General features: G+C 71.2%; 16 protein-coding genes. 8 read left to right on the top strand and 8 right to left on the bottom strand.

Annotated features, from left to right (window positions below):
• Positions 1-315 precede the first annotated feature (315 nt).
• The 3 genes from ACFYX4_RS02365 to ACFYX4_RS02355 form a co-directional block, all read right to left on the bottom strand.
• Complete coding sequence (locus ACFYX4_RS02365) at positions 316-2,259, bottom strand: protease pro-enzyme activation domain-containing protein (RefSeq protein ID WP_389324453.1); 1,944 nt, start codon at positions 2,257-2,259, stop codon at positions 316-318.
• A gap of 133 nt (positions 2,260-2,392) precedes the next feature.
• A complete protein-coding gene (locus tag ACFYX4_RS02360) occupies positions 2,393-3,007 on the bottom strand; it encodes a DUF305 domain-containing protein (protein ID WP_389324445.1) in 615 nt (204 codons plus the stop codon).
• A complete protein-coding gene (locus ACFYX4_RS02355) occupies positions 3,004-3,666 on the bottom strand; it encodes a DUF3105 domain-containing protein (protein ID WP_389324442.1) in 663 nt (220 codons plus the stop codon). Before ACFYX4_RS02355 ends, ACFYX4_RS02360 begins: the two co-directional genes overlap by 4 nt.
• 176 nt (positions 3,667-3,842) lie before the next feature.
• Between ACFYX4_RS02355 and ACFYX4_RS02350 the strand changes: the two genes are divergently transcribed.
• Positions 3,843-4,280 carry an RrF2 family transcriptional regulator gene (locus ACFYX4_RS02350; protein WP_389324439.1) on the top strand — a complete coding sequence of 146 codons (438 nt, stop codon included), beginning with the start codon at positions 3,843-3,845 and terminating at the stop codon, positions 4,278-4,280.
• A gap of 66 nt (positions 4,281-4,346) precedes the next feature.
• The gene (locus tag ACFYX4_RS02345) at positions 4,347-4,871 is read left to right on the top strand and encodes a hypothetical protein (RefSeq protein WP_389324436.1); all 525 of its coding nucleotides are present in this window, start codon (positions 4,347-4,349) and stop codon (positions 4,869-4,871) included.
• Between the two features lie 6 nt (positions 4,872-4,877).
• Here the strand turns inward: ACFYX4_RS02345 and ACFYX4_RS02340 are convergent, their stop codons facing one another.
• Complete coding sequence (locus tag ACFYX4_RS02340) at positions 4,878-6,065, bottom strand: globin domain-containing protein (RefSeq protein WP_389324433.1); 1,188 nt, start codon at positions 6,063-6,065, stop codon at positions 4,878-4,880.
• Between the two features lie 382 nt (positions 6,066-6,447).
• Here ACFYX4_RS02340 and glnA point away from each other — a divergent pair, with 382 nt between their 5' ends.
• The 3 genes from glnA to ACFYX4_RS02325 all read left to right on the top strand — a co-directional run bounded on the left by glnA (position 6,448) and on the right by ACFYX4_RS02325 (position 10,848).
• The gene (gene glnA / locus ACFYX4_RS02335) at positions 6,448-7,809 is read left to right on the top strand and encodes a type I glutamate--ammonia ligase (RefSeq protein ID WP_389324430.1); all 1,362 of its coding nucleotides are present in this window, start codon (positions 6,448-6,450) and stop codon (positions 7,807-7,809) included.
• A 623-nt stretch (positions 7,810-8,432) separates the two neighbouring features.
• A complete protein-coding gene (locus tag ACFYX4_RS02330) occupies positions 8,433-9,026 on the top strand; it encodes a lasso peptide biosynthesis B2 protein (protein WP_389324427.1) in 594 nt (197 codons plus the stop codon).
• A gap of 1 nt (position 9,027) precedes the next feature.
• On the top strand, positions 9,028-10,848 hold the full coding sequence (locus ACFYX4_RS02325; RefSeq protein WP_389324424.1) for an asparagine synthase-related protein: 1,821 nt from the start codon (positions 9,028-9,030) through the stop codon (positions 10,846-10,848).
• Here ACFYX4_RS02325 and ACFYX4_RS02320 read toward each other — a convergent pair.
• On the bottom strand, positions 10,832-12,040 hold the full coding sequence (locus ACFYX4_RS02320) for a hypothetical protein (RefSeq protein WP_389326680.1): 1,209 nt from the start codon (positions 12,038-12,040) through the stop codon (positions 10,832-10,834). The genes ACFYX4_RS02325 and ACFYX4_RS02320 overlap by 17 nt on opposite strands.
• Positions 12,041-12,290: 250 nt before the next feature.
• The gene (locus tag ACFYX4_RS02315; protein ID WP_389324420.1) at positions 12,291-12,737 is read right to left on the bottom strand and encodes a VOC family protein; all 447 of its coding nucleotides are present in this window, start codon (positions 12,735-12,737) and stop codon (positions 12,291-12,293) included.
• Between the two features lie 194 nt (positions 12,738-12,931).
• Here ACFYX4_RS02315 and ACFYX4_RS02310 point away from each other — a divergent pair, with 194 nt between their 5' ends.
• The gene (locus ACFYX4_RS02310; protein ID WP_389324417.1) at positions 12,932-15,952 is read left to right on the top strand and encodes a bifunctional [glutamine synthetase] adenylyltransferase/[glutamine synthetase]-adenylyl-L-tyrosine phosphorylase; all 3,021 of its coding nucleotides are present in this window, start codon (positions 12,932-12,934) and stop codon (positions 15,950-15,952) included.
• 231 nt (positions 15,953-16,183) lie between these two features.
• Here the strand turns inward: ACFYX4_RS02310 and ACFYX4_RS02305 are convergent, their stop codons facing one another.
• Positions 16,184-17,020, bottom strand: coding sequence for a phosphatase PAP2 family protein (locus ACFYX4_RS02305; RefSeq protein WP_389324414.1), 837 nt, complete (start codon positions 17,018-17,020; stop codon positions 16,184-16,186).
• A gap of 76 nt (positions 17,021-17,096) precedes the next feature.
• Positions 17,097-18,125, bottom strand: a complete 1,029-nt coding sequence (locus ACFYX4_RS02300; RefSeq protein WP_389324411.1) for a LacI family DNA-binding transcriptional regulator — start codon at positions 18,123-18,125, stop codon at positions 17,097-17,099.
• Positions 18,126-18,508: 383 nt separating this feature from the next.
• On the opposite strand from ACFYX4_RS02300, the gene ACFYX4_RS02295 reads away from it, so the two are divergent.
• Together ACFYX4_RS02295 and ACFYX4_RS02290 are read left to right on the top strand one after the other, a co-directional pair.
• Entirely contained in the window at positions 18,509-19,780 is a 1,272-nt protein-coding gene (locus tag ACFYX4_RS02295) for an extracellular solute-binding protein (protein ID WP_389324408.1), read from the top strand.
• Between the two features lie 119 nt (positions 19,781-19,899).
• Positions 19,900-20,904, top strand: a complete 1,005-nt coding sequence (locus ACFYX4_RS02290) for a carbohydrate ABC transporter permease (protein WP_389324404.1) — start codon at positions 19,900-19,902, stop codon at positions 20,902-20,904.
• The last annotated feature ends 5 nt before the right edge of the window (positions 20,905-20,909 follow it).

Genomic DNA, 20,909 nt, shown 5'->3' with positions numbered 1-20,909 from the left:
ATCACAGGCGGCGTCTACCGAGGCAAGGGGCGCGGGGAACTGCGCGCCCGGCCACGGACGGCCGGCTGCCCGCGTCGTACAGTTCCCGCCCGCCCGTTGTCCGGAGGGTGATCGGGCATCACAGGCGGCGTCCGCCGAGGCAAGGGGCGCGGGGAACTGCGCGACCGGCCACGAACGGCCCGCGGCCCGCGTCGCACGGTTCCCGCCCGCTCGTTGCCCGGAGGGCCCGCGGCCCGCGTCGTACGGTTCCCGCCCGCTCGTTGCCCGGAGGGCCAGTGGCCCGCGTCGCGCAGTCCCCGCCGCGTCCGCAGGCCCTCAGCGTCGGCGGTACGACTCCACGTAACCCCCCGCGGGGGTGCCCACGCCGGTGACGTCGTCGTAGCCCCGTACCACCGACAGCGAACTGTCCTTGCCGAGGCTGCGCACCGACGTGATCAGCCCCTCCGACGCGTCGTAGCTGTTGGCGTAGTCGACGCGGGCCACCGCGAGCCCTGCCGCGCCCGTCGGGCGGTCGGTGACGTCGTGGTACGCCTTCGAGCCGTACCGCGCGTAGATCGCCGGGTTGGCGAACCCGAGCGCCCCGCCCCCGCGCGCCTGCTGCGCGAGCGCCTGCACGGCCGCGATGACCGGCGCGGCCAGCGAGGTGCCGCCGATGCGGTACTCGCCGTACCGCTGCGAGCCGTCCGGGAAGGTCTGCGTCTGCCCGACCAGGAACCCGGTGTTCGGGTCGGCGATCGCCGAGATGTCCGGCACGACGCGGTTGCCGGCCGCGCCGTGCGCCGTGGCGAGCGCCGTCGGCACGACGCCCCGCTGGTAGTACGGCTCCGCCACGGTCGCGCTGGTGCCGCCCCCCGCGCCCGAGGTGAACGCGCCGGGGAAGCCGGTCCAGGCGGCGCCGTCGGCCGACAGGGTCGCCTTCTGGGTGCCCCAGCCGGTCTCCCACAGATACCGGTCGCCCTTGCCGACCGCCAGCGAGGTCCCGCCGACCGCCGTCACCCACGCCGAGTTCGCAGGCGTGTCCACCTGCTTGGTCCCGGTGCCGGCGACCTCGTCGCCGTCGTCGCCGGAGGAGAAGTAGAAGCCGATGCCCTCGACCGCGCCGAACTGGAAGACCTGGTCGTAGGCGGCGGCGAGGTCCGGCGTCTGGTTGGCCTCCACGTCGCCCCAGGAGTTGGAGACGATGTCGGCGAGACGATTGTCGACGATCTTCCCGAGCGAGTCGAGCAGATCGTCGTCGTAGCAGGAGGCCGCGCCGACGTAGGTGACCTGCGCGGCCGGCGCGAGCGCGTGCACGGCCTCGACGTCGAGGGTCTCCTCGCCGTACCAGCCGGCCGCCCCGCACTCCTCGGTGCGCGTGTAGTTCCCGGGCAGGACCTGCGTGAGCTGCCCGCTCTTCCAGGCCGCGTCCCCGTGCTTCTTCGCGTAGGAGCCGGCGTCGTAGGCGATGGTCGGGGAGGCGTACGCGTCGGTGATGGCGATGCGCACCCCCTTGCCGGTGTAGCCGCCCGCCCCGTACGCGGAGCGCAACTGCCGCCCGGTGTAACCCTGCACGGCGTACGGGATCTTCGTGCCGTACGCGGACGGCAGCGTGCGCGCGACGTTCGAGCCGTAGTACGAGGAGAACGGGCCGGCGTTCTTGAACACGGCGTCCGGCGGCGGCAGTTGATCCTTGGCGTCGGCCCGGTGCGGGGCGTTGTCCAGGCCGGTCACGGTCAGGACGGCGCCGCCCAGGCTCGCCGGCACGGAGGCCGTCGCCGACGGCGCGCGATAAGTCCCGCCTCTTTTGGTGTAGTTGTGCAGTTGCGTCCCGAAGGCCTGCTCCACTGCGGCCACTTCGCCGCTGACGGCCACGTAACGCGGTGTGACCGCCGTGACCTTCAGACGGGCCGAGGTGAGCCAGGACCTGACCGCGGTCACCTGCGCGGCGGTCGCGCCGAAGCGGGCCCGCGCCTGACGCGGGCTCAGATACGCGCCGTACGCCGACGAAGCCGGGTCGGACACCGCCCTCGCGTACGCGGCGAGGCCGGCCGCGTCCCGCCCGGCCAGATAGACCCGGGCGGCGACCTGCGCCCCGTCCGGGGTCGCGCCCCGGTCCGCGCCGGCCGTGGCCCACGCGGGCCTGGTCCCGGCCAGCGCGTCCCGGGCCGGGCCGTCCGCGGCGTGCGCCGCGGGGATGCCGGACGCCAGCGCGCCGGCGAGCACGGGCAGTGTCGCCGCCATGCTCGCTCCGGCGCGCAGCACGGCACGTTTGGATCTCATGAGACCCCCTGTATCGGGTTCTTCGCGAGCGATCACTCGACGGTGGCCACTCTCCCGATGAACCGTTCATGCCAGGGAAATGCGCATCCCAAGAACCACCCTGCCCACGCCAAGAAGCCCCCAAGGGACCCGCCTACGAACCGGCCGTGGCCCCGCGCTCCTTCAGGAGGTCCGCCATCAACCGGATCTCGGACTCCTGCCCTTCGACCATGCCCTGCGCAAGACGCTTCTCCACGGGCACCGAGCAGCGGCTGACACAGCCCTCGGCCATGTGGACGCCGCCCTGGTGATGGGCCGTCATGAGCTGGAGGTAGTAGACCTCCGCCTGACGGCCGTCGAGCGTGCCGAGCTTCGTCATCTCCGCATCGGTGGCCATGCCCGGCATCAGCGCGCCGTTTTCGCCGGCCGCCATGCCCTTCATGCCCATCCACGCCATCGGCCCGTCCGACGACACCTTCGGCAACTCCCACAGGTCCAACCAGCCGATCAGCATGCCGCGTTGGTTGGCCTGCGTCTGCGCGATGTCGTAGGCGAGCCGCCGAATCTCCTCGTCCTTCGTGCGGTCGCGCACGATGTACGACATCTCGACGGCCTGCTGGTGGTGGACCGCCATGTCACGGGCGAAGCCGGCGTCCGCGGAGCCGGCGGACGGGACTCGGGCGCCGTTGTCGACGGCGACGGAGTAACTGATCGCCCCGGCCGCGACCAGCACCCCGGCCACCGCCACGGCGACTGCGGCGTACCTCACTCCGACAGACCGCCCGTGCACGCCGCGCCCGGCTCGGGCGTCTGCTCGCCCTGCACGAACTTCTCGAAGAACGCGGCGAGTTGCGGGTCGTTCGCCCCCGTCACCGTGCGCTGGTGCCCCCACGCGCTCAGCATGATCGGGTCGGGCTGCCCGTCGACCGGGCTCATCAGCGTGTACGGCGTCTTCTTCACCTTCGCCGCCAGCGCCTCCACCTCGGCCTTCGGGGCCTTGGCGTTGTACGTCACCCAGACCGCGCCGTGCTCCAGCGAGTGCACGGCGTTCATGTCGTTCAGCGCCTCGGTGTAGACGTCGCCGTCGCAGTTCATCCACGCGCGGTCGTGGTCGCCGCCGACCGGGGGCCGGCTCGGGTACTTCACCGTCTTGGTCACGTGGGTGCGTCCGAGCGTCCCCTTCCACGTCTTGACCCCGTCGGCGCCCGTCTCGAACGTGCCCGTCGCCTTCGCGTCGGCGGTCGTGGCGCCGTCGTCCGACTGGGACCGCACGAGGACGACGGTTCCGGCGACGAGGCCGGCGACAGCGACGACGCTCGCCGTGATGACGAGGATCCGGTTGCGGCGCTCCCGAGCCTGCTCGGCCCGCCGCATCTCCTCTATGCGCGCCTTGCGCTCGGCGTTGGTGCTCTTGCTGGCGGAACCCATGGGGTCTGTCCTTCGGGAGGGGAGTGCGGGGGCGGTGCGTCGGACGGTGATGATCGTAAGGGCCCCGGTGCGGATTCCGTAGGCAGGTCACAGCCAACAACCGGCGTGCGAACCGGACCGGCGCTCACGGGCCGGATAATTTGAACCGGAGATGCGCATTATCTACGCTTCCTCTCATGCGGCTCTTGCGATCCACCGACCTGGCGCTGCGGGTGCTCATGCGCCTCGCGGTGGCGGGCGAGACCTCCCCGACGACCCGTGACGTGGCGGCGGCGATGGAGGTTCCCTACACGCACGCCGCCAAGGTCGTGGCCGAGCTCCAGCACATGGGCCTGCTGGAGGCCCGCCGCGGCCGGGGCGGCGGCCTCTCCCTGACCGAGAAGGGCCGCGGCGCCTCCGTGGGCGCGGTGATCCGCGCCTTCGAGGGCGAGGGCGACGTGGTCGACTGCGAGGGCCCGGCCCCCTGCCCCCTCGCCCCCGCCTGCCGCCTCCGCGGCGCGCTGCGCCGGGCCCAGGAAGCCTTCTTCGCCTCCCTGGACCCGCTGACGATCTCGGAGATGGTGGCGGACCCGACCGGCCCGCTGCTGCTGTCCATCACCCCCAGACCCGTCTGACCCCGCCCACCGCGGCGGGGCCCACGCGAGCGGGCCGTGTCGGAGAACCTCGCTAGGGTGCCGCTCATGCGATCGCTGATCACGGCCGTGCGTGAGCACGAGCGGGCCGCCCGGTTCCTTGCCTGGCCGGGGAACTTCGAACTGGACCGGGGCGACCACGCCGAGGAGGTTCATCTCGCCTCGGGCGCCGCGTTGGAGGGGTTCGCCGGGGACGGAGCCGGCGGTACCTACTTCTTCTGCGGTGAGGGCGGTGAGGGGCGCCCGGTTCTGTACGCCGACTCCGAGGGCGGTGCGGCGCTGGTCGCGGTCGGGCTGCGCGAGTTGCTGTGTCTCCTCCTGGTCGCCCCTTGGTGGCGGGACTGCGAGGCGTTCACCGTCGAGGAGAGCCGGGGGCTCGCCGCGGAGTACCTGGCGGACATGCCCGACCTGGCGGCCCGCCGCGACGCCGCGGCCGCCGCTCTGGGCCTGGGCCTGCCCACCGAGGCGCAGGCGTTGGCCCGGCTGCGGGAGGTCGCGCTGGGGGCCGGGAAGGAGTTCGTCCTGGTGTTCACACCCGAGGGCGAGCCCTACGACCCCCTGATCACGGCGTAGCAGCCCTCAGGCCCCCGCCAACCACAGGTCCGGGCCGAAGACCTCGTAGTGCACGTTCGCCGGGGACACGCCCTTCTCGATCAGCTGGGCGCGTACCGAGCGCATGAAGGGGAGCGGGCCGCACAGGTACGCGTGGGCGCCGGGGTGGACGGGGACGTCCGTGAGGTCGACCAGCCCGGTGCGCGCGTCCTCCGGGGCGTTCTCCTCGTACCAGAGGTGGACGCTCGCCTCGGGCAGCTTCGCCGCGTAGGCCTCGTGGTCGTCGCGCAGGGCGTGTTCGGCGGGGGAGCGGTCGCCGTGCACGACGGTGACGGGGGCGCGGTGGCCGGCGTCCGCGAGGTGGGCCAGCATCGCGACGATCGGGGTCACGCCGATGCCGGCCGAGGCCAGGAGCAGCGGCGCGTCCTCGGCGTCGTCGAGGACCAGGTCGCCGTACGGCTCCGACATCCGCAGGACGTCGCCCGCCCGCACGCGCGCGTGGAGGTGGTTCGACACCTCGCCCTCCGGCGTCGCCGGACCGCCGGGCACCCGCTTGACGCTGATCTGGCGTACGGCTGTCCCCGGCGCGCCGGACAGGCTGTACTGGCGGATCTGCCGGGCGCCGTCGGGCAGTTCGACGCCCACGGAGACGTACTGCCCGGCCCGGAAGTCGCGCACCGGGCCGCCGTCGACGGGACGCAGCCGGAAGGTGACGACGTCGGGCGTCTCCGGGACCCGCTCCACGACCTCCCAGTCCCGCCGGACGAGCCCGCCGCGCTCCTCGTACAGCCGCTTCTCGATGGCGATCAGCGCGTTCGCCATCAGCCAGTAGACCTCGTCCCAGGCGGCGGCGACCTCGGGCGTGACCGCCTCGCCGAGCACCTCGACTATGGCGGCGAAGAGGTGCTCGTGGACGACCCCGTACTGCTCGGGCGCGACGCCCAGGGAGGCGTGCTTGTGCGCGATGCGGGCGAGCATCGCGTCGGGCCGGGCGTCCGGGTGCTCGACGAGGTGCGTGGCGAAGGCGGCGATGGAGCCGGCCAGCGCGTGGCGCTGGGTGCCGGCGGCCTGGTTGCCGCGGTTGAACAGGTCGCGCAGCAGTTCGGGGTGGGCGGCGAACAGACCGGCGTAGAAGCGCTCGGTGATCTCGCCGATGGCCGCCCCGACCACGGGAAGCGTGGCGCGGACGGTGGCTGCGGACTGGTCGGACAGCATGAGGCCTCCTCAAGGCTCCCTCACCGGCGCCCTGCGCGGCGGCCGGCGACAGCACCGTAGTAAAACTTGCATCTGAGATGCAAATTAAAGACCTGAGGGTGGGGCGCGGGGTGTCGGGCAGGACGCAGGGGGCCGGGCATTACGGATGTCGGTCCGAGCAGGCAAGATGGGCGGCAGAGCAGTACACCCGCCGCCCAGGCGGTGTGTTCCGCCGCGCGAGCGGTACACCTTCCGTGCGCGAGGCGTTCAGGCCGGGGTCGCCCTGACGATCAAGGTCCGCAACGCGCACGAAATGGTCGTGTGGTGGGATGCTCAGGTGCCCGACCGCCTCCCGTGGGACGGGGGACAGGCGGCCTGACCAGCAAGGATGGGGAAGCGGAAGATGGACAAGCAGCAGGAGTTCGTGCTCCGGACCTTGGAGGAGCGCGACATCCGGTTCGTACGCCTGTGGTTCACGGACGTGCTGGGCTTCCTCAAGTCCGTCGCCGTGGCCCCGGCGGAGCTCGAGCAGGCCTTCGACGAGGGCATCGGATTCGACGGTTCCGCCATCGAGGGCTTCGCCCGTGTGTACGAGTCGGACATGATCGCCAAGCCGGACCCCTCCACCTTCCAGGTCCTGCCCTGGCGCGCCGAGGCCCCCGGCACCGCCCGCATGTTCTGCGACATCCTCATGCCGGACGGCTCCCCGTCCTTCGCCGACCCGCGCTACGTCCTCAAGCGCGCCCTCGCCCGCGCCTCCGACCTGGGCTTCACCTTCTACACCCACCCGGAGATCGAGTTCTTCCTGCTGAAGGACCGCCCCCTCGACGGGTCCCGCCCCACCCCCGCCGACAACTCCGGCTACTTCGACCACACCCCGCAGAACATCGGCATGGACTTCCGCCGGCAGGCGATCACCATGCTGGAGTCGATGGGCATCTCCGTCGAGTTCTCCCACCACGAGGGCGCGCCCGGCCAGCAGGAGATCGACCTGCGCTACGCCGACGCGCTCTCCACCGCCGACAACATCATGACGTTCCGCCTGGTCATGAAGCAGGTGGCGCTGGAGCAGGGCGTCCAGGCGACCTTCATGCCCAAGCCGTTCTCCGAGCACCCCGGCAGCGGCATGCACACCCACCTCTCCCTCTTCGAGGGCGACCGCAACGCCTTCTACGAGTCCGGCTCGGAGTACCAGCTCTCCAAGGTCGGCCGCTCCTTCATCGCCGGTCTGCTCAAGCACGCGGCGGACATCTCCGCCGTCACCAACCAGTGGGTCAACTCCTACAAGCGCATCTGGGGCGGCGCCGAGCGCACCGCCGGCGCGGGCGGCGAGGCCCCCTCGTACATCTGCTGGGGCCACAACAACCGCTCCGCGCTGGTCCGCGTCCCGATGTACAAGCCCGGCAAGACCGGCTCGGCCCGCGTCGAGGTCCGCTCCCTCGACTCCGGCGCCAACCCCTACCTGGCCTACGCGATGCTCCTCGCCGCCGGCCTCAAGGGCGTCGAGGAGGGCTACGAACTCCCGCCGGGCGCCGAGGACGACGTCTGGGCCCTCTCCGACGCCGAACGCCGCGCGATGGGCATTGAGCCCCTGCCCCAGAACCTGGGCGAGGCCCTGACCCTGATGGAACGCAGCGACCTCGTCGCCGAGACCCTCGGCGAACACGTCTTCGACTTCTTCCTGCGCAACAAGAAGCAGGAATGGGAGGAGTACCGCTCGGAGGTCACGGCGTTCGAACTGCGGAAGAACCTGCCGGTCCTGTAGGCGCAGGTCGGGGCGGGTGCCCCGCTGATGTGACGATCGGGACCGATGGTCGCGGACCATCGGCCCCGTCGCGTCTCACCCCTTCCGGGCTGCCGCTGGGCCGTGGAGATGCGAGGGCGCTGGATGGCGGCATGGTCGGCATCGCTCGGATCCAGTTCGCCGTCCGCAGGCAACTCCCCTGGCAGCTGGAGGACTTCCTCGCGGACGCCCATCGCCTCGGCATCCTGCGCAGGGTGAACCAGCACTCGGCTGCCGGGGCCGCGCACTCCTGCCGGCCTGTCGGGCGCACATCCCCCGACGTGACCTCGAGCTGCGCCGTGACGCGGGTGACAGCAGCCCGATTGCGGGGCCTCCGGGGGCGAGTAGCCTGGAAATGACTGACGGCTGCCCGATTTTGGAGGTAAGCGATGTTTCTCCGACTGCTGCGCCGTCGTATGCCGCACGGACTTGTCCTTCTCGGTAACGGCCGTCTGATCGGGGGCTACAGCGGCAGTTACTACGACGGTCACGGATACCAGTACTGACATCGTCCACGAGGCGAACCGGGGCCTGTCGCGGAGGTCGCCGCGGCAGGTCCGCCAGGAGGGTGTGCGGTGGCAGAAGACCTCGATTCCCTGGCGGCCATGACGCGAATCCTCTCACCGCACTGCCGAGTCACCGAGATGTCGAGCGGAGCGCTGATCGCGGACTGGAAGCGCACGCGTTTCCTCGGAATGGCGACGGAGGACATTCGGAATCTCACTGACGGAAGCCCCGAGGAACGCGCACGACTCGTCACCGGCCTCATCCGGGTCGGCTGTGCCACGGCCCGTCCCAAGCGGTATTCGCACGCCGAGGTCGGCCGCTGGCTGCGCGCAGTGCACCTGCTGATCCGGACCGTGGGATTCGGGCGCGTCCTTCGGCTCCTGTCCTTGGCCGCCCCGGACTATGCCCGTGCGGACCCTCCCTCCGCGGAGGACGTCGCATGGCTGAAGCGGGCCGTGCAATCGCACAGCCGCAGAAGCTGGTTGGTGAACGACGACTGCAAAGCCGAGGCCGTGACGGCTTTCGTCCTGCTGCGGCGGCGTGGCCTGAGAGCCGTGCTCCACGTCGGCGTGCGTGAGCACCCGTTCGCCCTGCACGCGTGGACGTCCTCGGACGGACTGTGCATCCCCGACGCCGATCCGCACGGGCACGCGTTCGCGCCGGTCCTCTCGATCGACGGCGGAGGGCGGTGAGGTGGAGGCACTCGGTCTTGAATGGGCCGGGGGCGCACCGAAGCTGTGGACCGACGGGGCGATGACCCGGCAGGGACTCGTGGCGACTGTCTCCTCACCGGCCGGCACCGCGGCGGTCGTCGGCTGGGCCGGCTCGTTCCGGGACCGCGGCACGGGAGCCCGCCGCCTCCTCGACGACTTCGCCCGACCCGGAGCCGCACCACGGCTGCCGACCGGCGACTACGCGGCTGTCCTCGTGTGCCACGACCGCATCCTCCTGATGCGGGACGAGCAAGCACGCATCCCCCTGTTCTACCGGGAGTCCGGTGGCCGTGTGAGCCTGGTGAGCACCTCGGCCGGCCGCCTCGGCGACACCGCGGAGCTGGAACGCCGCTACTTCTGCCGGTCCTTGACCGGGAACATGGCCCAACCGCACTCGGAACTCACCCCGTTCGCCGGCGTGCACCGAGTCCTCGGCGGTGAGGTGGTGGAACTGTCGCTCACGGGGCGGCTGCGCGGTCGGACGCTGCGGCGCGCTGGTCAGGCCGACGACCGATCGTCGGTGGCATCGGACGGACGCCGCCCGAGCGGGGCCGCGCAGGACCTGCGCCTCGCACTGGAGAACGCCGTCGGTCGCCGTATGGGCACGATGACGGCATGTCACGTCTCCGGCGGCACCGACTCCACCAGCATCGCGCTGCTCGCGGCGGGTCCGCCAGCCTCGGCACAGGACCGCTCCGGCGACCTCGTCCTGCTCGCCGGGCGCTTCGGCACGGGAGAACTCGCCGGGGAGCAGCCCTACCTGGACGAGGCGATGGAGGCGATACGCCGTCACGCCCCCGCCGCGCGACCGGTCGTCGTCGATGCCGACGACGTGGCCGACTTCGACGACTTCGAGCACCACGCGGGCGACCCGGACGAGCCCCATGCACACGCCTTCCGCGCCCCCTTCTGGAGCAGGCTGCACACCGCTGCCGCCGACCTCGGCTGCGACACCCTCCTGACCGGCTGCGGAGCCGACCCCGTCGCCGACGCCAATCCCCTTCACCTGCACGGGCTGGCCCGGACCGGGCAGCTCCGCCGGCTGACGAAGCAGGCACGTGCCTGGGCCGCGGGCAGCGAGCGAGGCCTGCGGGACGTCGTCTCCGCCTACGTCGTGCAGCCGGCCCTTCCGCTGGCGACCGAGCGGATCAAGGGGCTCGTCCGCCGTCGCGGAACGGTGCTCGGCGGCCTCGGCGCCTTCGCCCGGCCCCCGTGGCTGAGACCCGGATTCGCGCGGGCCCACGGCTGTCGCGAAGCCGGCATCGCGGAGAGCCGCTTCCTGTTCGGGCACGAACCCGAACAGTCCCTCTACGACGCGGCCAACTACGTCGCCGCCCCCGACCCGCTGTCCTGGCATCACGCAGGGCAGAACGGATTCTTCCTCTCGCACCCCTTCCTCGACCCGGAGGTCGTCGCCACGATGCGCCGCCTTCCCGCCGAGGCCACGTTCCGTCCGGGCCGGCCGAAGGCGGTGCTGCGCGAGGCCATGGCGGATCTGCTCCCGCCCCGGATCCGCGACCGAACGGTCAAGATCCCTTTCAACGACGTCTACGCCCGCGGCCTGCGGGCCCACGGCGAGGAACTCGTGGACCTCTGCCGCTCGGCACGGCATCCGCTGGTCACGGAGATGTTCGACGTCGAGACGCTGTGCCGGGCGGTGAGAGAGGCACAGCTCGGCATGGGGGACGCCTGCGCCTGGGACCGGATGAACAGCTCGCTGGCTCTTGTGGTGTGGCTGGAGGGGCTGGGGCGGCGGCGACGCGCGCAGGACGGGGCCGTGCGGGTCATCGTTGGCTCTTGACGTCCCACAGTGTGCGTTCGTAGGGGCCTGATCCAGCCACGAGGAGGCCGTACCTGTTCACCACCTCACGCGTTTCCGCCTTGCTGAGTTCGCGGTCCTCCTCGCCCTTCCGCGTGATGCTGGTGATCACCTGTGCGCCATGCGGGCCGAACGCCCAGTAGACGGTGACGTAGCGGGGATCCATCGTGTGCTCGTCGATCGCGTTGTTCTCGTGCACCCTGCTGCGGTGGATGATGGAGTCGAGGTCTTTCGCAATCCACGAGGGGACCTTGCCGCCGGACCAGGAGTGCTTCGGCTGGGCCATCTGCTCCAGGCCCAGCCGGTCCTTGCGGGCCAGACTGACGTTGGCATAGAACGCCAACTGGTCGTACGGAGTGTCGGCGGGCAGTTGCACCACCGTGCGGGTGTAGAGCTCATCGCCCGCCTCGACCCACTTTCCGGATGACGCCCACGGGTGCGCGGCCACCAGTTCGCCGGGCTGGTGGATCTCCCTGCGGGCGAGCGGGTGCGTCTCATGGGGTCTGCTCCACTGTTCGGCATCCGCACGCCACTGCGCGCGGAGCCGGTCATGCGGGCTCAGCAGCACCCGTTCCCCCATGACGTGGAACTCGGCTCCCAGCACGTAGAAACCCACGTCGCTGCGGTTCTGGAGCCTGATGTCGACCGGCAGCGAGAACGCCTTGCGGTCCTGACTGAGCATGGGCTTCCCCACGGTCATCGTGACGAGAGGCTTGCTGCGGAGCTGGCCGGGTTGGTAGAGGTTCTGGTAGCTCCAATTGGTCAGCGGGACGATCGTCGAGACGATCACTGCCGCGGCCACCCGCTTGGGAGTGGGGATCACGGTCAAGGTCCGCCACACCATGATGACGGCCCACAGGGAACCCGCCGTGAGCAGCCAGTACAACACCAGGTAACCGATGGAATCGCCGTTGATGACTTCGTACAGAAGCATCGCATTGGCGAGGAGCGCCGCGGCCGCGCCGGCCAGCGCGACCAGTCCCGAATGGCTGAAGCAGTTCCGGTACCAGTGGTCCACCACCGCTCCGGCTCCCAACAGCGTGACGAGCGCGAACGCGACGAGGACGGCACCCATGATGCGCCCCGGGTAGGTCAGGGCCGACCCCACGTTCTCGACGCCGAAGCAGCCCAGCATGACCGCCGACGGGAGGAGTACCAGCAGCACCCCCACCATGACCGCCACCGACCCCCTGGAACTCCTCGGGACACACGGCACCCGCAGCCGCCAGCCCACGCCGGACCTGGGGGATTTCCGCACCGGATCACTGTCGTCAGCACCCACGGGAATCTCCTTCGACCGTCGCGGAGGCACTGCGGACCATCGTCCGCGGTGATCCACCGGATCACCATCCGGATGCCTCCTGACGGCCTAGCCTTCCGACGGCCCGGCCCCTCGTCGCCGCGCGCGTGGCTCTCCGTACGACTTACGACGCCCGGTTCGCCAGGTCCCCCAGCAGCTGGTGCAGCGGCTCCTTCGCCCTGCGGCGGTATTCCTGGATGGCCCAGCCGTTGCCGTCCGGGTCGGTGAAGTACATGAAGGTGGCGCCGTCGTCGGGGGCGTACCGGACCGGCTCGGAGACGTCCAGGCCGCGTTCGACGAGTTCCGCGCGGGCGGCCTCGATGTCGGCCACGCACAGCTGGAGACCCTGGTACGACCCGGGCTCCGGACGCGGGCCCTGCAAGGTCTCCCAGATGCTGTCGCCCAGGGCGATCGAACAGCCCGAGCCGGGCGGGGTCAGCTGGACGATCCGCATGCCCGGCATGACCTCCTGGTCGATGTCCACGTGGAACCCGGCCTTGTCGCGGTAGAAGTCGCGGGCCCGGTCGATGTCGCTGACGGGCAGCGGAATCACTTCGAGCGTGTACTGCATGGGCGGGCCCTTTCCCTCGGCGGATGTCCCGGCGGCGGTTGCGTCCGGTCGCTTGTGGCTCGTCTCACCGAAGCCCAAAAGCCGGCTCCGCGCCACCGCTCGGCGGGACTTTCCCGTACTCGTCCCGGCGCTCGGGCCGAGCTCTGCGGTTAGGCTCGACTCCGTACGACCTTGATCGGACTCAGGAGGCCGGGATGACGGGGCCGGGGCGCAGGAGCAGTACCTTCTCGCGGCTGCTGCGGCACGGTTTCACCGATCCCTCCGCCGCCGAGCGCCTCCTCGACGGCGACGAGCTGTCCCCCGTGCGCAACGACCCCGTCCTGCTGGAGGCGCTCGGCGGGACCGCCGACCCCGACCTCGCCCTGCACGGCCTCGTACGGCTCCTGGAGGCGCAGCCGGGGGCGACCGCGCGGCGGGAGCTGCTCGACACCGTGATCGCGGCCAAGCCGCTGCGGGACCGGCTGCTCGGGGTGCTCGGCGCGTCCGCCGCGCTCGCCGACCACCTCGCCCGGCATCCGCGCGACTGGGAGGCGCTCGTCACCTACGAGCCCCGTGACCTGCACCCCGGCGTGGAGGAGTTCGAGCGCGGGCTCGCCGAGGCGGACGACGCCGTCGCGCTGAGGGTCGCCTACCGGCGGTGCCTGCTGTCCATCGCCGCGCGGGACGTCTGCGGCACCACCGACGTCGCCGAGACCGCCGCCGAGCTGGCCGATCTGGCCACGGCCACCCTGCGGGCCGCCCTCGCGCTCGCCCGCGCCGCCGCCCCCGACGACGCCGCGCTCTGCCGGCTCGCCGTCATCGCGATGGGCAAGTGCGGCGGACACGAGCTGAACTACGTCTCCGACGTCGACGTCATCTTCGTCGGCGAGGCCGCCGACGGCGCTGACGAGGACAAGGCCCTGCGGGCCGCCACCAAGCTCGCCTCGCACATGATGCGGATCTGCTCCGAGACCACCGTCGAGGGGTCGATCTGGCCCGTCGACGCCAACCTGCGGCCCGAGGGCCGCAACGGACCGCTCGTACGGACCCTGAGCAGCCACCTCGCCTACTACCAGCGCTGGGCCAAGACCTGGGAGTTCCAGGCGCTGCTGAAGGCCCGGCCGGTCGCCGGCGACCTCGAGCTGGGCGAGGAGTACGTCGCCGCCGTCGAACCGCTCGTGTGGCAGGCCGCCGAACGCGAGAACTTCGTCGCCGACGTGCAGAAGATGCGCCGCCGGGTCGTCGAGAACATCCCCGTCGCCGAGATCGAGCGCGAGCTGAAACTCGGGCCGGGCGGGCTGCGGGACGTCGAGTTCGCCGTCCAGTTGCTGCAACTGGTGCACGGGCGTGCGGACGCCTCCCTGCGCAGCGGTACGACGCTGAACGCCTTGCAGGCCCTCGCCGCCGGCGGGTACGTGGGGCGGGCGGACGCCGTCCAGCTCGACGACGCCTACCGGTTCCTGCGCTCGATGGAGCACCGCATCCAGCTGTACCGGCTGCGGCGGACCCATCTCGTCCCGGAGGAGGAAGCCGAACAGCGGCGGCTCGGGCGGTCGTTGGGGCTGCGCTCCGACCCCGTCGGCGAGCTGAACCGCGAGTGGAAGCGGCACGCGGCCGTGGTCCGGCGGCTCCACGAGAAGCTGTTCTACCGGCCGTTGCTGGACGCGGTGGCCCAACTCGCGCCGGGTGAAGCCCGGTTGAGCACGGTCGCGGCTCGGGAGCGGCTCGTCGCGCTCGGGTACGCCGACCCCGCCTCCGCGCTGCGGCACCTGGAGGCGCTCGCCTCCGGCGTCTCCCGCAAGGCCGCCATCCAGCGGACGCTGCTGCCCGTCCTCCTCGGCTGGTTCGCCGACTCCGCCGACCCCGACGCCGGGCTGCTCAACTTCCGCAAGGTCTCCGACGCGCTCGGCAAGACCCCCTGGTACCTGCGGCTGCTGCGCGACGAGGGCGCCGCCGCCGAGAACCTCGCCCGGGTGCTGTCCGCCGGGCGGCTCGCCCCCGACCTGCTGATGCGCGCCCCCGAGGCCGTGGCGCTGCTCGGCGACGGCGACGGGGGGCGCGGCATGGGCGGGGGCGGCGGCGGGCTGGAGCCGCGCGGGCGCGGGCCGCTGGAGCAGGAGATACTCGCCGCCGTCGGCCGGGCGGACGGCGCCGTCCAGGCGGTCACCGCCGCCCGCGGCGTCCGGCGGCGCGAGCTGTTCCGTACGGCCGCCGCGGACATCGTCGGCTCCTACGGCACCGAGTCCCAGCCCGCCGAGGCCGGTCAGGGCGCGCTCGTGGACCTGGTGGGCGGGGCGGTGTCCGACCTGACGGCGGCCACGCTGGCCGGCACGCTGCGGGCCGTCGTGCGGGAGGGGTGGGGGGACGAGCTGCCCACCCGGTTCGCGATCATCGGCATGGGGCGGTTCGGCGGGCACGAGCTGGGCTACGGCTCCGACGCGGACGTCCTCTTCGTGCACGAGGCGCGGGACGGGGTCGAGGAGCAGGAGGCAGCTCGGGCCGCGGGGGCCGTGGTCTCCGAGATGCGGCGGCTGTTGCAGATCCCCAGCGCGGATCCGCCCCTGCTGATCGACGCCGATCTGCGGCCCGAGGGGAAGACGGGGCCGCTGGTGCGGACGCTGAAGTCGTACGAGGCGTACTACCGGCGGTGGTCGCTGGGGTGGGAGTCGCAGGCGCTGCTGCGGGCCGAGCCGGTCGCCGGGGACGAGGAGCTGGGGCGGCGGTTCATGTCCCTCGTCGATCCGCTGCGGTATCCGCAGGGCGGGCTGGGGGAGGACGCCGTGCGGGAGATCCGGCGGCTGAAGGCGCGGATGGAGTCGGAGCGGCTGCCTCGCGGGGCGGATCCCAAGCTGCACACCAAGCTGGGGCCCGGGGGGCTGTCCGACGTGGAGTGGACCGTGCAGCTGCTCCAGCTGCGGCACGGGGCCGAGGTGGAGGGGCTGCGCACCACGCGCACGCGTGCGGCGTTGCGTGCGGCGCGGGAGGCCGGGCTGCTGTCGGAGGAGGACGCGGCGACGCTCGACGAGGCCTGGGTCCTGGCCACCCGCGTACGCAACGCGGTGATGCTGGTGCGGGGCCGCGCAGGAGACACGTTCCCCACCGACGCCCGTGAGCTGGGCGCCGTGGGGCGCTATCTGGGGTACGGCCCGGGCCGGGTAGGAGACATGCTGGACGAGTACCGGCGTACTGCTCGACGGGCTCGGGGAGTGGTGGAGGAGTTGTTCTACGGGGGGTAGGGGGAGGGGGCGTCGTCCGGGTGCCGGTCTGCTTTCGGTGCCGGTCGGGCCGGCGCCGTCTTGAGCCGGGGCCGCTTCGGCGGTATCCGTCCTCGGTCCGGCGCGGGATCAGGGTTGGCAACGTGCTCGTGTCGACGCGCCGGCCGCTGCGGGCGGACACCACCGCCACGTCCCCTTCCGCCGTCGTCCGGCTGTCCGGGCCGCCGGGCCCCCGCCGTCGTCCGGTCGGCCCTACCCGTCCGGCAGCAGGCGGCCCCGGGTGAGTGCTCTCGGGAGTTGGTGGGGCAGTGTGCCGTACCAGAGGCGGGTCAGGGTGTAGCCGAAGGTCAGGCAGAGGATGCCGCCTACCGCGTCCAGCCAGAAGTGGTTGGCCGTGGCGACGATCACCAGCAGGGTGAGGGTGGGGTAGAGCAGGCCCAGGATTCTCGCCCAGGGGGCCGTGGTCAGGGCGAAGATCGTCAGGCCGCACCAGAGGGACCAGCCGATGTGCATGGACGGCATCGCGGCGTACTGGTTGGACATGCTCTTCAGGTCGCCGGAGGCCATCGAGCCCCAGGTCTGGTGGACCACGACCGTGTCGACGAACGCCGCGCCGTTCATGAGGCGCGGGGGCGCCAGGGGGTAGAGGTAGTAGCCGACGAGGGCTACTCCCGTGGTCGCGAAGAGGACCAGGCGGGTGGCCGCGTAGCGGCCGGGGTGGGCGCGGTAGAGCCAGACCAGTACGCCCAGGGTGACCACGAAGTGCAGGGTCGCGTAGTAGTAGTTCATGCCGACGACGAGCCAAGTCACCGAGTTGACGGCATGGTTGATCGACTGTTCCACCGCGATGCCCAACTGGTGCTCCAAGCGCCAGATCCAGTCGGCGTTGCGCAGCGCCTCGGCCCTCTGCTCCGGGACCGCGTTGCGGATCAGTGAGTACGTCCAGTAACTCAGCGCGATGAGCAGGATCTCGAACCACACGCGGGGCCGGCGGGGCGAGCGGGGCCGTCTGCGGGGGGACCTGGTCGTGACGGAGTGCGGGACGGCTTTGTCCCGGCCTTCCAGAGATGTCACGGTCGGTTCACCCATGGACACAGAGTCTGCCAGATAAGCGTTACCTCCCGATCGTCCCGCGGAGCCGTCCCACCCGCATGCCGAAGGGGATTCAGGGGCGGTTGCGGTCCCCCGAGGCGGTGGAGCCGCGCACCACCAGTTCCGGCATGAACACGAACTCGCTGTGCGGGGCGGGAGTGCCGCCGATCTCCTCCAGGAGGGTGCGCACCGCCGCCTGGCCCATCGCCGGGACCGGCTTGCGGATCGTCGTCAGCGGCGGGTCCGTGAAGGCGATCAGGGGGGAGTCGTCGAAGCCGACCACCGAGATGTCCCGGGGGACCGCCAGACCGCGCTGGCGGGCCGCCCTGATCGCGCCCAGGGCCATCATGTCGCTGGCGCAGACCACCGCCGTGCAGGCGCGGTCGATCAGGGCCGTGGCGGCGGCCTGGCCGCCCTCCAGGGTGTACAGGGAGTGCTGGACCAGGTCCGCCTCGACGGTCTCCGCGCTCAGGCCCAGCTGGTCGTGCATGGCGCGGACGAAGCCCTCGATCTTGCGCTGCACCGGGACGAAGCGCTTCGGGCCGAGGGCGAGGCCGATGCGGGTGTGGCCCAGGGAGGCCAGGTGGGTGACCGCGAGGGTCATCGCCGCGCGGTCGTCGGGGGAGATGAAGGGGGCCTGGACCTTCGGGGAGAAGCCGTCGACCAGGACGAAGGGCACGCCCTGCGCGCGCAGCTGCTCGTAGCGCTGCATGTCGGCCGTGGTGTCCGCGTGCAGGCCGGAGACGTAGATGATGCCGGCCACGCCGCGGTCGACGAGCATCTCGGTCAGCTCGTCCTCCGTGGAGCCGCCCGGGGTCTGGGTGGCGAGGACCGGGGTGTAGCCCTGGCGGGTCAGCGCCTGGCCGATGACCTGGGCCAGGGCCGGGAAGATCGGGTTCTCCAGCTCCGGCGTGATGAGGCCGACGAGGCCCGCGCTGCGCTGGCGCAGCCGTACCGGGCGCTCGTAGCCCAGGACGTCGAGGGCGGCGAGCACGGACTCGCGGGTGGTGGCGGCGACGCCCGGCTTCCCGTTGAGGACCCGGCTGACGGTCGCTTCGCTCACCCCCGCCTGCGCAGCGATGTCGGCAAGCCGTGTGGTCACAGGGGTGGACTGTACCGGCCGGGTGACCCCTTGCCCACCGAACGGGCGCCGTGGGCGACCGGTCGAACGGCCCGGCCCGGGCTGCTGTGTCATCGCGCTCCCTATGAAAGTGACGGCAAGGGCTTGCAGAGTCTTGCACAGCCGACCGCATACCGCTCGACCCCTGTAAACAAGCGTCTCACGACGGTCGCCGAGAGGTCACGCCCGGATAACTTCGGAGATGTCTTGCACTTTTTTTCTGCAAGGTCTTTCGCAACGCTTACAGCGCTGTTACGTTCACGTCGCCCGGCGGCCGCCGCAACGGCGCAGTCGGCAAGTCGACAGGGAAGCGGACGGGACCGCCCCCTGTAGCTACTCGGGCTTTCACCCTCAAGGAGAACTCAATGCGGCGTGGCATAGCGGCCACCGCGCTGGTGGCGTCCCTCGCCCTCGCGGCGACGGCCTGCGGCGGAAGCGACAGCGGCGACTCGGCCGACGGTCCGGTCACCATCACCTGGTGGGACACCTCCAACGCCACGAACGAGGCGCCGACGTACCAGGCCTTGGTCAAGGAGTTCGAGGCCGCCAACAAGGACATCAAGGTCAAGTACGTCAACGTCCCCTTCGACCAGGCGCAGAACAAGTTCGACACCGCCGCCGGCTCCAAGGGCGCCCCCGACCTCCTGCGCTCCGAGGTCGGCTGGACCCCGGCCTTCGCCAAGAAGGGCTTCTTCCTGCCGCTCGACGGCACCGAGGCCCTCGCCGACCAGGCCAAGTTCAAGCCCAACCTGATCGAGCAGGCCAAGTACGAGGGCAAGACCTACGGCGTGCCCATCGTCACCGACACCCTCGCCCTCGTCTACAACAAGGAGCTCTTCGCCAAGGCCGGCATCACCGCCGCCCCGAAGACCTGGGACGAGCTGAAGACGGCCGCCGCCACGATCAAGGACAAGACCGGCGTCGACGGCTACTGGGGCTCCACCCAGGCCTACTACGCCCAGTCCTTCCTCTACGGCGAGGGCGCCGACACCGTCGACGCCGATGCCAAGAAGATCACCGTCAACTCGGCGGCGGCGAAGAAGGCGTACGGCACCTGGCTCGGCCTGTTCGACGGCAAGGGCCTGCACAAGGCCGACACCACCGCCGACGCCTACGCCCACATCCAGGACGCGTTCGTCAACGGCAAGGTCGCCGCGATCGTCCAGGGCCCCTGGGAGATCACGAACTTCTACAAGGGCGCCGCGTTCACGGACAAGAACAACCTCGGCATCGCCACCGTCCCGGCCGGCTCCACCGGCAAGGCGGGCGCCCCGACCGGCGGCCACAACCTCTCGGTCTACGCCGGCTCGGACAAGGCCCACCAGGCCGCCGCGCTGAAGTTCGTCAACTTCATGACCTCCGCGAAGTCGCAGGCCACCATCGCGCAGAAGAACTCCACCCTGCCGACGCGTGACGACGCCTACACCGACGCCGTCAAGGCCGACCCGGGCATCGCCGGCTACGGCGCGGTCCTGTCCGCCGCCCAGCCGCGCCCGGCGCTGCCCGAGTACAGCTCCCTGTGGGGACCGCTGGACACCGAGCTGCCCAAGATCGCGGGCGGCAAGGAGTCCCTCGACGAGGGCCTCGGCGCCGCCGAGACGGCCATCGCCAAGCTGGTGCCCGACTTCAGCAAGTGAGCCCCGCGTGGCCGCCGGACCTCCCTCTCGGGGAAGAGGGACCGGCGGCCACCGGCCTGTGCCAGGCCCCGGCCGCCAGTCCGTCCTCGATCCCCTGATCTCCCAGAAGGTGTCGAACCATGACAGTCGCCATCGACCGAGCGACCGGCAAGCGGCGCGGTGAGCGAGACCCGCGGCCCGGGCTGGGTCAGCGCCTGAAGCACGGCTACCAGAAACACTGGTACGCCTACGCGATGATCGCCCCGGTGGCGATCGTCCTCGGCGTCCTCGTGCTCTACCCCCTGGTCTACGGCTTCTACCTCACCCTCACCGACGCCAACAGCCTCAACACGGCCCGCACCATCGGCGTCAACGAGATCGAGGCCACCTACAAGTTCATCGGCCTCGACAACTACGCCGACATCCTGTGGGGCCCGACGGCGTACGACCGCTTCTGGTCGCACTTCGTCTGGACCGTCGTCTGGACCGCGCTGTGCGTCGCCCTGCACTACTTCATCGGGCTCGGCCTCGCGCTGCTGCTCAACCAGAAGTTCCGCGGGCGCACCTTCTACCGCATGATCCTGGTGCTGCCCTGGGCCGTGCCCACCTTCGTCACCGTCTTCGGCTGGCGGTTCATGCTCGCCGACGGCGGCATCATCAACACCGCGCTCGACGCCCTGCACCTGCCCTCGCCGCTGTGGCTGGAGGACACCTTCTGGCAGCGGTTCGCCGCGATCATGGTCAACACCTGGTGCGGCGTGCCGTTCATGATGCTCTCGCTGCTCGGCGGACTCCAGTCGATCGACAGGTCGCTCTACGAGGCGGCCGAGATGGACGGCGCCAACGCCTGGCAGCGCTTCCGGTACGTCACCCTGCCGGGCCTGAGGTCCGTCAGCTCCACCGTCGTCCTCCTCGGCGTCATCTGGACGTTCAACCAGTTCGCCATCATCTTCCTGCTGTTCGGCGACACCGCCCCGGACGCGCAGATCCTCGTCACCTGGGCGTACTACCTCGGCTTCGGGCAGCAACCGCGTGACTTCGCCCAGTCGGCCGCCTACGGCATCCTGCTGCTGGCCGTCCTGATCGTCTTCACCTCCTTCTACCGCCGCTGGCTGAACCGCAACGACCAGCAGCTCGCGATCTGAGGCAG

The sequence above is a fragment of the Streptomyces sp. NPDC002328 genome (genome assembly GCF_042890065.1).
Classification (GTDB): domain Bacteria; phylum Actinomycetota; class Actinomycetes; order Streptomycetales; family Streptomycetaceae; genus Streptomyces.
Note: the sequence above shows the minus strand (reverse complement) of the source record. Positions and strands in the feature narration are given on the sequence as shown.